Below are 13,118 nucleotides of genomic sequence, written 5' to 3' on the forward strand. Positions count from 1 at the left end.
CAGGTGGCCAGTAATCAAAACTATCAGTTCACATTAACAATTAAACATACGGACTATATTGTCAGGGATCACCGGGTGCATGGCACCCGGATTATACCCGGTGTCACATTTTTAGATATGATATACCGTATGGCGCTGAGCAAAGGTTTGCCTATTGAAGAACTCGAATGTCAGAATATTTTGTATTTGGAACCTGTAGCAACATCGGATACCTTTGACAGAGAAATCCGCATCCGTTTTCAGGGATTGGAACAGGGATGGGGAATTCAGGCGAAGAGCAGAAAGGTAAAAGATGACCGCATTCTGGATGAAAGCTGGGATGAGAATATGACCTGCAGGCTCATGCAGAAATTCCCGGAAAGCATGAGTTCAATCAATATTGATGAAATTAAACATGCCTCCGCCCGTGAAGCTGATATGGAGATATGTTATGACTATTTAAAAAAGGTTGATATAGAGCATTTTGAATTTATGAAGAGTCTGGGGAAGGTTTATGCGTCTGATCATTCTGTACTTGCAGAGTTGACGCTCAGCCAAATTGCCAATCAATATACCGGCTATTTTCAATTGCATCCCACTTTTCTTGATGCGTCTACCATCATATCGATCCTTTATCAGGCATGTCCCGAATATTTTACACAAGGATCTCCGGCAAGCCGGATGAAGACGTATATTCCCATTCATATTGAATCTTTCCGTATGACGAAGCGCCTGGAAGACAGGTGTTATGTGTACATAGAGAAGCAAGACCAAAATCATGATTCAGGGGATGTCATCCAAGTAAGTTACGGTTTGTACGATGCATACGGGGAGATGATCGCTTATTTTACGCGGCTGTCTGTGAAACATATTCGCTCAAAAGATTTAATTGAAAATCTGAAGCAGACTCGTTTGGAAACTGAAGCGGCTTCTCAGCCAAAAGACAGCCTGATCAGAAAAGATTCAATCATAAATCGAAGCGAAAGCATTGAGACACACCTTAAAGAATTAATATCCGGGGTTTCAAATATAGATCTGCGTGACATAAGGACAGACATTGGTTTTTATGAACAGGGCCTGGATTCAGCTTCTTTGCTTGCCATTGTCAAAGAACTTGAAAACAAAACAGGGGAACAGCTGTATCCTACACTCCTGTTTGAGCAGAAAACGATCCGGGAACTCGCCGCGTATATTAAAGAAAATCAAAAAATGTCCAGTTATTTCTTAACGCGAAATCAATCAGCTGAAAAGCCTGACATGAAAGAAAGTATGAACGAAAATCTTTCCGCTCTTATAACAGAAGGAGACATTCAGCAGCTGATCGCAGATATCAAAGGGACTGCCCCTGAAACACTCTCTGTGGTAAAAGGTTTTTATGAACAAGGCCTCGATTCCGTAACACTTGTGCAAGCCGTAAAGGCATTGGAAGAGAAAACAGGCAGGGAACTGTACCCTACTTTATTGTTTGAGTATCCGACGATTCAAAAACTTGCAAACTATTTTGCAGAGAGCGGCGAAAAAACTTCCGTTGAAAAAGACCTCCCTCTTCATCATGGAGAGAATCATACGGCTCTGACCTATTTAACGCCGCATTGGAGACAAAAGGCTGCCGCTTGGGACCCGAATTGCGGAAATAAAAAGAAAAGAACATGCCTGCTGTTTCAATATGACAGAGAGCTTTTTCATTTTATGCGGGAAAATGCTGAAAATGGATTCGAAAATACACAGATCATTCTCGTTTTATCAGGGAATCGTTTCTCCTATCACGGAGACGGTGTTTATGAGATAGATCACAGGGAGGAAGCTCACTTTGACAGGCTTGCAGCTGATCTGAAAAAAAGGGGGCAAATGCCCGACACCGTGGTTTACGGGTGGCCGGAAGGGTCATTTGCCGGCCCGGAAAAAATAAGTGAACAGCTTTCTAAGGGGGCTTATCCGCTATTCTTTTTCAGCCGGGCATTGATGCGCAGCAAGACGGAAAAAAAGGTTGTATCGCTTTTCCTTTATCCGGCGGACCATAAAAATGATCAGCCGCTTTACGCTTCAGTCCATGGCGCAGGGCAGTCTATTGTGCTTGAGAACCCGAAACTGGCCCTTAAGACAATCGGGATATCAGTTTCAGACAAGTCATCGTTGACGGAACTTACAGCTGAAATCATCAGAGTCGAATCTACGGAAGCTCATCCGGGAGAAACCGATCTTTATTATGAAGGAAATGTGCGCTGGGTCCGTGCCTTACGGGAAGCGGAACCGGCTCCAAACTCAGATTTCTCCTTTAAAGAAAACGGAGTATACATGATTACAGGAGGGGCCGGCGGCTTAGGCCTTATATTTGCTGAACATATCGCAGCCCAAACGAAAGCCAATATTATTTTAGCGGGCCGTTCTGAACTTACGGAAGACAAAAAGAACAAAATCAGCCGAATGAAAGCAGGCGGTTCTTCGGTTCAATATATAAGAGGTGATTTTTCAGATAGCCGTGATGCAGAGCGAATCATAAAAACCATTAAAAGGCAATTCGGAGAAATCAACGGTGTGATACACAGTGCCGGTGTGACGCACGACGCTTTATTGATTCAAAAATCAAAAGATGAAATTCAGGAAGTAATCGCTCCGAAAATAAATGGGACGGTCTTATTGGACAGCTTGCTGCAAACCGAACCTTTGGACTTCTTTGTGATGTTTTCATCAAGCACCTCGATGTACGGGAATATCGGACAGACGGATTACGCATTGGCCAACCGGTTCATCGATCTTTTCGCTGAGTGGCGTGAAGGAATGAGGCGGAAAAAAGAACGCTCCGGCGTCTCAGTAGCCATCGGCTGGCCGCTATGGGAAGACGGCGGCATGAAAGTGGATAAACAAACTGAAAAATGGATGAAACAAAAAATCGGTATGGTTCCTCTTAGTAAAACCAATGGGATCAAAGCTTTTCAAGATTCACTCTCTCTGAACGCATCACAGCTGATTGTGTTTAAAGGTGACAAAGAAAAATTGGAATCTGCACTTCAAGATACCTTCATAGAGGATGAAAGCCGTGAGATCCAAATAAATGAAACAGCTGATACAAGGCATGAGGACATTGCCATTATCGGATTAAGCGGAAAGTATCCGATGGCTGAAGACTTACCTGAATTTTGGGAGAATTTAAAGAGCGGAAAAGATTGTATTACAGAAATCCCGCCTGACCGCTGGAATATGGATGATTTCTTCAGCGAAGACAGAGATATGAAAGGGAAGTCTTACAGCAAGTGGGGAGGTTTTATCAGCGGAGCCGATCAATTTGATCCGCTTTTCTTTCATATTTCCCCAAGGGAAGCAGAACTTATGGATCCCCAGGAAAGGCTCTTTTTAGAAACGGCCAAACATTGTTTTGAAGACTCAGGGTACCCGAGAAACATGCTGGAAAAGATGAAAGTCGGTGTATTTGTCGGTGCAATGTGGGGCCAATATCAACTATTTGAAGGAGAAGAAAATGGAGTGGCTTTCTCGCCGGCGTCCGTCTATTCTTCAATTGCCAATCGGGTGTCTTATTATTTTCATTTAAAAGGTCCGAGTTTGGCTCTGGATACAATGTGCTCTTCATCACTGACCTCTATTCATTACGCATGCCAAAGCATACATTGCGGAGAGAGCGATATGGCATTAGCCGGCGGAGTGAATTTGTCAATACATCCGAATAAATATAAGTTCCTCAGTATGGGACAGTTTCTATCAAGTGACGGCAGATGCCGGAGTTTTGGAAAAGACGGAAGCGGTTATGTTCCCGGTGAGGGAGTCGGAGCCGTATTGTTAAAACCATTGAAAAAAGCAATAGAAGATCAAGATCAAATATACGGTGTGATTAAGGGAAGCGCCGTTAACCATGGAGGAAAGACGAGCGGATATTCCATACCGAATCCGGATGCGCAGGCGGAGGTCATTTCAGAAGCGCTTCGTAAAGCTGACATTGATCCGAATACCGTCAATTATATTGAAGCACATGGAACAGGGACGTCATTAGGCGATCCGATTGAAATTCAAGGACTGAAAGATTCCTATCAATTGAACCATCCTTGCGCCATCGGTTCGGTGAAATCAAATATCGGACATTTAGAATCTGCGGCAGGAATCGCTGCGGTAACGAAAGTGCTTCTCCAAATGAAGAATAAGCAGCTTGTTCCTTCTCTGCATTCCGATATTGTTAATCCGTTTATAGATTTTGATCAGGTTCCTTTTCAAGTGCAGCGGAAAGCGGCTGAATGGAATATTCCGCAAAACAGCAATGCTGTTCATCCTTTGAGAGCCGGGGTAAGCGCTTTTGGGGCAGGAGGAACAAACGCGCATCTTATATTGGAAGCGTATGAGCCGCCAAAAGCTTTTGATCATCAAAGCGGCCGAGTGATCTTTGTTTTATCGGCTCAAGACAAACAACGGCTGATAAAATATGCAAAGGTTATGGCTGATTTTCTATCAGAAAATGAATCGAAGGATAACAATCATAAACTGCGTCTTCAGGATATTGCCTATACACTTCAGACGGGACGCGATCATATGGAAGAACGGCTGGCGATAGTGGCAGATTCCGGGCGGGTCATTGCTGAAGAGCTTTCAGCTTATATCAGGGGTGAAAAAAGCAACTTCAGTCATACCGGTAATACATTCGAATCAGAAGTTCACAATGAAATGCCTCACGTTTGTTCAGATTACGCCGAAGCAGCATCCAAATGGGTAAATGGAAGAAAGATAGATTGGGAGACTTTTGAGGTGAATCGGAATGCTCGCAGGATTTCTATTCCGGGACAACCGCTGATCAAACAGCGGTATTGGATAGCGGAAAAAGGGGAAGCACTTGTTTCAGCGGATGTGAGTAAGCCGACTCACCCTTTCTTGGGGAGTAACACGTCCGATTTTAATCAGTTCAGTTTCACGAAAAAAATCAGCCGTAATCATCCGTTCGCACTAAGTCTGTCTGAAGGAAACGTGTCCTTTTTCCCTTATGCATCTTTGGCTGAAATGGCTATCGTCAATGCAGCGGCGGCATTTGGACAACCAGTTCATACATTGACTGATTTATTGTGGACCGAAAGCATGAACGGAATAACTGATATACGGGAACTGATGATTACGCTGACGCCTGAGCGCGACTTTGCGCGGTTTGACATATATGCAAACACAAAAAATGAGAATAAAGTACGTCTTGCCAGGGGAAATGCGCATATTGCTAAGCCTGAAAGCGGTATGTTTCCTGAAGCGCTTGATATTGCTGAAGTCAAATCAAAAATGACTGAACATCCTGCTGAAGCGCCTTTTGTCATTGAATCAGCGAAAAACAGTGACGGAATGCTGTCGCTTCATTCATTGCCGGATGAGCTTTATGCAAAAAGAGAGAATTTTACGATCTCTCCTGAAGCGCTTGAGTCCGCGATTCAAGCCAGTGCGTTTTTTGTCAGCGGAGAAACCTTCCCGGAATTGATCGGAATGGGAGCGGCGGATGTCTATCACCCTCTCGCTCAAAATTTTTATGTCTATACTCAAAAAGAGAACCGGCAGAACAGCCGTGATGTAACGTGTCATATGACGTTTACAGATAAAAACGGAAGCATTCTGGCAGAGTGCAGAGATGTGAGATTCAGATATGGTCATGAAAAAGACACTGTTCAGACGGACGACGAACTCATTCGTCTCCTGCGTCAATTGGAAACCAATGATATTGATCAGAAGGCTGTATTGAAACAATTAATGGGGGAAGAATGATGAACGGAAAACGTGAACAACTCAGCGATATTCTTGATCTGATTCAAACAGGACAAATGTCGGCTGACGAAGGCTATGCCCGTGTGACATCCATTCAGAATCAAAAATCACGGGCATCGAACCATCCGCTTTTATATTACAAGCCGGAATGGACAGAATCGTTCATTCCGAGTAAGAAGAGCGTACCCTTGACGGGATTGCTCCTGATTTTTGCAGAAAATGAACGGCAAATACAAGAATTGAGCGGTTTGTTTAAGGACTGTACTCTCTTGTTTGTCATCCGCGGAAAAGAATTTGCTGTTTTACATGATGATGCGATTTGTATGAACCACGTGAAAAAAGACGATTATCTAAAGCTGTTCCGATACATTCATGATCATTATCAGCTGCCCGAAAAGATTCTTCACTTGTGGTCTGATTCTCAGGCTGACATGAGTAAGGGAGGTATACAGAAACAATTGGAAAACGGATTGTTTTCTCTTCTGTATATTACACAGGCGCTGATTGAACTAAAATGGAAAAAGATAATAAAGCTGACGCATATTTTTCAAACAGAGAATAAAGAACAACTGCCGCTGCATCATGCTCTCGGCGGATTGGTGAAAACCGTTCACCAGGAACACCCCAATTTTCACTATCAGATTATCAATATCACGCAATCAGAGGGTGAGGGAGCCGCTCTTCCAGCGATAGCGGATATATATCAGAGAGAGTGTGACGAAAAACGGGATATCCATTTTGAAGTGCGCTATGAAAACGGGAGACGTTTTACGAAAAGCTATAATAAAGCCGGCTCATTCGATTTAACCCAGCCGCTGAAACATCATGGGAACTATCTGATTACAGGAGGCCTGGGCGGTCTCGGTTATATTCTGGCAAAACATCTGTCGGAACAATGGAAAGCGAATCTCATATTGACAGGGCGCTCTGATTTAACTGAAGAGCAGGAGAAAAAGATCGAATATTTAAGAAGTTCAGGTTCAACAGTTGAATATATCCGATCTGATGTTTCAAAACAAAGTGATGCTGAACGGATGTTTGCTTTTGCAAAAGAGCAGTTCGGCACCTTACATGGAGTATTTCACAGTGCCGGCGTACTCCGTGACTCTTTTATCTTAAGAAAGACAAAAGAAGAAATTGATCAAGTCACAGGTTCGAAAGTTTATGGCACGCTGTGGCTGGCGGAAGAAATCAAAAAAATGAAAGTTGAATTACTTGTCTTGTTTTCATCCACATCGGCAGTCTTCGGCTCAGCCGGCCAATGTGACTATGCTTTCGCCAATGCCTGTTTGGATCAGTATGCAGCAGTTATGACCGCAAAAGAGTCTGCCGGAAGGGTAGTGTCAGTCAATTGGCCGCTATGGACTTCCGGCGGGATGAATATTGACGATGAAGGAATATCCTACATGAAACAGGAACTCGGTCTTGACCCGTTAGATGACGGTGACGGAATACAGGCTCTGGAGAACAGCTTGTGTCAATCATCTGAACAGCTGATTGCCCTGAAAGGCCGTAAAGAAAAGATTGAGGATGTGCTGAAGCGTGCCGGCACAATCAGCTTACATTCAGACCAGCAGGAAGATGCCGATTTGCAAAACGATGAATTAAGACAAAATATCATCAGTTATCTGAAAAATATAATGTCAGAGGAATTGAAATTACCGGCCTCACTCATAGATGAAAAACAATATCTGGAGAAATACGGCATTGATTCAGTGATGATCATGCGTCTGACCAAAAAGCTGGAGCAAAGTATCGGCAGATTGTCGAAAACATTATTTTTTGAATATCATTCAATATCGCAGTTAGCTGAATATTTCCTGAGTCATCACAGCGAACGAATGATGAAACTGCTGAAACCGGCCGGCACATCTGAACTTGTCTCATATCAAAAAAAGCCAAAAAGAAAACCAGTGGAAACAAAAGCGCCGGTACGCTCTGAAGGAGAAGATTCAAAAGAGCACATGGCGGCCGATTCCCTTTCTGCTGATATAGCCATTATCGGTGTCAGCGGCAGGTATCCGGGTGCGGAAAACATCAGGGAGTTCCAGAATGTGCTGATGAATGGACAGGATTGCGTAAGCGAAATTCCCGATGACCGGAAAGAAATGCTGGAGGGAAGCTGCTATAAGTGGGGAGGTTTTCTGAAAAATCCAGACCGGTTTGATCCTTTATTTTTCCGGATATCACCGAAAGAAGCGGCTTTTCTTGATCCTCAGGAACGTCTCTTTTTAGAGACAGTGTACAATACCATAGAGGATGCGGGTTATAAACCTTCAGATCTGACCCGCAAAAAGGTCGGAGTATTTGCAGGCGTCACATATGGAAGCTATCAATTTTTCGGCGTTGAAGAATCACTTAAAGGAAATGAACTGGCCGTCGGGTCTCCATTTTCTGCAATAGCAAACAGAATATCGTATTTCTTTAACTTTAAGGGGCCGAGTATGGCGGTTGATACAATGTGTTCATCCTCTCTTAACGCCATTCACTTAGCCTGTGAAAGTATACGAAGAGGAGAAAGCACACTTGCTGTTGCCGGCGGGGTCAATCTTACGCTTCATCCGAATAAATATACATTATTAAATCAAAGCCGCTTCTTTGCAAGTGATGGCCGATGCCGGACATTCGGCGAGGGCGGTGACGGTTATGTACCGGGAGAAGGAGTGGGATCCGTACTTTTAAAGCCGGCGGCGGAAGCGGTAAGGGACGGAGATCATATTTATGCGCTGATTAAAGCGACAGCAGTCAATCACGGAGGGAGAACAAACGGTTTTACGGTTCCTAATCCAAATGGTCAGTCTGAACTGATACAGGACGCGCTTCAGAAAGCTTGTATTGACCCTCGTACAATTAGTTATATTGAAGCTCACGGAACGGGAACTTCTCTTGGAGACCCGATTGAGATCACCGGGTTAACAAAAGCGTTTCGGGAATTTACGGAGCACACTCAATATTGTTCCATCGGTTCTGTCAAATCAAATATCGGCCATCTTGAGGCCGCAGCGGGAATTGCCGGTTTGACAAAGGTTCTTTTGCAAATGAAACTGAAAAAACTGTTTCCTTCCATACATGCGGAGACGTTGAATCCAAATATCGATTTTAAAGCATCTCCCTTTTATGTACAGCGGTCATTGCAAGATTGGAAGAAACCAAAACTGCAGGAAAACGGAAAAACAGTAACTGTTCCGAGAAGAGCGGGGATCAGCTCATTCGGAGCGGGAGGAACGAATGTTCATATCATTATAGAAGAATATGAAGAAACAAACGTCTCAACAGAACATGTTGAGAACGAACCGCATATTGTCCTGTTATCTGCCAAAGACAATGAACGTCTTCTTGAGTATGCCGAAAACATGAGAGATTTTATCCAGCGTTCACTAAGTCCTGAAGTAAAGGATAAGCAGCCTGATATGAAAGAAAAGGTGTATGAAGTACTCAAACCGTTTGTTTCGGAATTGCTTCATATCCATCCGGAAGAAATTAATATTGCTGATCACCTGAGTGAATTTGGCGTAGGGCCTTTGGAATTAAGCCGGATGGCGGATTTTATTAACGAAATGTTTCATATTGAACTCACGATGTATGAATTAACTGATTGCCCCTCCATTCAAGCGGTTACTGAATACGTATTGAAGGAATATGCCGGAGCGATAAGAAACCTGTTCCCGAATGAAGTGATGGAAGGCAGCCAATCGGAAAGCGTCGTTTTACGGGATCTGGCATACACTACACAATCGGGCAGAGAAGCGATGGAGGCCAGAGCGGCGATTATCGGTACCTCTCTTAAAGAAATGAAAGATAAATTATTTGAGTTTTGCCGCGGTGACAAGCAAGTTCCAGGCGTATATGTTCATCAGCAATCAGCAGATGCATTTGCTGAAAAAATGAAGGCGTTAACGGAAGGCACAGCAGGTGAATTGTTTGTAAAGACCATTATTGAGAACGGTGAAGCGGAAAAGCTGGCTCAATTATGGGTTTGGGGGGCGGATATCGACTGGAAATCCGTTCATCAACATTTAAAGCAGCCGGGTAAACGGATCTCAATTCCGACTTATCCGTTTGCAAAAGAACGTTATTGGGTTCCGTTCAGGACTGAGAAGACAGAGATCCCTCAGCATTCTTTTCAACATCACTTGCAAAAAAAATGGAGGGAAAATCCGTTTGTTAATCCATCCGAAACAAAAGAGTACGGACTGACAGTAGCATTTGTAAATCAAGACACAGAATCAATTGCCCGCACCATTTGTTCGGATATAGATCAGGAGAATCTGATTGTCATAAAACATCACTCTTCATTTATAAAACACTCTGATCAAATGTTTGAGTGTTCTTTATTAGATGAAAACCACGCATACGACGTTATCCGTGAGATCTTCTCGGGCGGTGAGCGGCAGGTCCAAAATATATTTGATTTCTCAGATATCGGAAACCAGAGTGACAATCAGAACGGCATCCCATATGGTAAATTCTTATTTATACAAGAAATAATTAAGCGGAGTAAAAAGGAAACACCATTATCCATTTTACAAATCACCAATGGCTTGCAGGTATTTAAAGCGGAAAAACCAAAGCTGACGGGTGCAGAATCAGCGGCTTTTCTGAAAGCCCTTTCTGCGGAATACGGCTTTGTTCATGTGAAAACAATAGATATAGACAGCATGAAAGAAACGCATGAGCTGAAACAAATCTTTGAGAATGAAAGGGCGCAATGTACCGGAGAGAATGAAGTATGCTACCGCAGCGGCGTCAGATATGTTCCGTATTTTGAAGAAGAAAGAATCCATACCGGCGCGCCTGTTTCATTTCCTGCGGATAAAGCCATCGTGATTACCGGCGGGACAGGGGGCATTGGCAGAGCAATAGCTGAAGATTTGGTGAAACGGGGAGTGAAAAAACTCGTGCTGACGGGTACGCGTCCATTACCTTTGCGAAGTGAATGGGATCATTTGCTGAAAGAGGGCAGACAGGACGAAAAGACAGTCAGCAATATAAAACTGTTTCAAAGTTTTGAAGAGAAAGGTGTCAACTATCTGTATTACAGCGGTTCTCTCACAAATGAAGAGAAGCTGCGTTCATTCTTTCACCAAGTAAGCCTTGAATTTAAAGATATAAGCGGTGTCATACACTGTGCCGGACTGCACAGCGGCGGAAATCCGGCCTTTATTCATAAAAGAATGAGTGAATTTAAGACGGTGTACGGGCCGAAAGTCACTGGACTTCAGAATTTGGAGCGGATTTTTAATAATAGGCCGCTGGATTTCTTTATTCTATTTTCATCAATTGCAGCACAGTCACCCAAACTGTCGAAAGGAATGACTGATTACGCGTCTGCAAACGCATATATGGACTATTTCGCGGTTTATCATTTTCAAAAGGGGAGAACGTATTTCACGTCCATCAATTGGCCGAGCTGGAAAGAAGTCGGAATGGGTACTGTGACGAGTCCTTTATATGATGAATTGGGATTGGACTCTCTTTCCACACGGGAAGGACTGGCGATTTTGTATCATGCACTGGAGAAAAAATCGGCCAATATCATTCCTATCGTGAAAAAAGGAACAGTGTTTCATGCAGACAGTCTCCTGAACATCAATAAAACCGGCGGAGCTTCGGTTCCAGTCCGAAGACAGGAGACTCCCGACACTTTTGATCATTCAGAAGGGCTTGTCAGTGAACTTTCTGCCGTATTTGCCGAGGAATTGAGCATTCCCCTTGAAAAGCTTAACCCAAATACGGATTTTCAGGAATACGGTGTGGATTCTATACTTCTTGTCAGCATTATACATCGAATAGAAGCAATGATTCAGAAAAAAATTGACCCTACTGTGCTTCTTGAACACAACACGGTTCATGGTCTTGCGGAATATATCGGTAAGACGGCGCCGCCGTTGAAGAAACAAATCGAACAGACTGATTCTCAAAGCAGCAATCAGCAAGATATGCAAGATATGCAGTCTGTGACGAGCCGAAATACAGAACCGCAGACGGCTTCCTCTGCAAAGATAGCTGTTATCGGAATCGGATGTAAGTTCCCTGGAGCGGCTGATAAAGAGGAATTTTGGGACAATCTGAGAAAAGGGAAGAATCATATTAAAGAAGTACCTGATTCCCGGTGGAATATAGAAGAAAATTACTCTCCGGTCAAACAAAAGGGAAAAAGCATCAGCAAATGGGGAGGATTTATCAATGGAATCGGCAGCTTCGATCCGGAGTATTTCCGCATGGAAGAGGAGAAAGCCATCCAAACGGACCCGCTGATAAGACATTTCTTAGAAACGAGTGTACAGACTGTACGGGATGCCGGTTATGAAGAAACGGAATTATCGGGAAAAAAAGTCGGCGTATTTGTCGGTTCCAGAATGGGCGGTTACGGTCACAAACTGCCGAAAGAAAGCAGCAGCCACATCGTCGGGCTTAGTCAAAACTTTATTGCTTCACATGTGTCGCATTTCTTTAATTTTCACGGTCCAAGCATGGTTTCTGATACCGCTTGTTCTTCTTCATTAGTCAGCATTCATTTAGCCTGCCAAAGCATAAAAAACGGTGATTCAGAGATGGCGCTGGCAGGAGGAGCGGATCTGCTTTTGGATGAAATTCCTTACCTGATGTTAACAGAAGGAGGAGCTCTTTCGCCGGACGGTCAGTGTTTTACTTTTGATGAAAGGGCAAACGGTTTTGTACCCGGAGAGGGTTTTGGCGCTGTTCTGTTAAAACCGCTGGAGAAAGCGAAAGCTGACGGTGATCGGATATACGGTATCATTGAAGCATCAGCTATTAATAACGACGGTGCGACAATGGGAATTACGACCCCCAATCCTAAGCTTCAAGAGCAGGTTATTCAAGATGCATTTGAAAAAGCCGATATCACTCCCGGATCAGTCAGCTACGTCGAAACTCACGGCACAGGCACGATGATTGGAGATCCGATTGAGCTTCAGGCTCTGACAAAAGTATTCCGAAGAGACACAAACAAAACGCAATTTTGCGGAGTAGGAAGTGTGAAAACCAATATCGGACACTTATTAAGCGCTGCCGGAGCGGCAAGTTTCATTAAAGTGATTTTATCAATATGGCATAAGGAAATCCCGCCTACATTGAATTGTGAAACGCCAAATCCGCGCTTTGAATTTGAAAAGTCGCCTTTTTATCCGAATACAGAGCTGAGAAGCTGGAAGGATGGAAAACGGAGGGCGGGCATCAGCGCTTTCGGTTTTGGCGGAACAAACGCCCACCTTTTGGTAAGCGGCCTGGATGATTCATATCATTCCGTCAGAACTCCGCTGCCGCCTGCTGAGTTTGTCAGAAAAGAGTACTGGCCGGATTCAAATCGGAAAAAACAAATCAAACAGAATAAAAAACGGCTTCTTGAAATTATTGATGAAACAGAGTAGCACCTGCTCTGT

2 protein-coding genes are annotated in these 13,118 nt (G+C 43.7%); both read left to right on the forward strand.

Annotated features, from left to right (window positions below; translation table 11 throughout):
- The first annotated feature begins 3 nt into the window (after positions 1–3).
- Positions 4–5,715 (forward strand): type I polyketide synthase, encoded by a 5,712-nt coding sequence (locus NQS30_RS06880; protein ID WP_218791621.1) that lies wholly within the window; start codon positions 4–6, stop codon positions 5,713–5,715.
- On the forward strand, positions 5,715–13,106 hold the full coding sequence (locus tag NQS30_RS06885; protein ID WP_144463970.1) for an SDR family NAD(P)-dependent oxidoreductase: 7,392 nt from the start codon (positions 5,715–5,717) through the stop codon (positions 13,104–13,106). Before NQS30_RS06880 ends, NQS30_RS06885 begins: the two co-directional genes overlap by 1 nt.
- The last annotated feature ends 12 nt before the right edge of the window (positions 13,107–13,118 follow it).

Source organism: Bacillus sp. B1(2022) (assembly GCF_040259625.1).
GTDB classification, from domain to species: domain Bacteria; phylum Bacillota; class Bacilli; order Bacillales; family Bacillaceae; genus Bacillus; species Bacillus velezensis.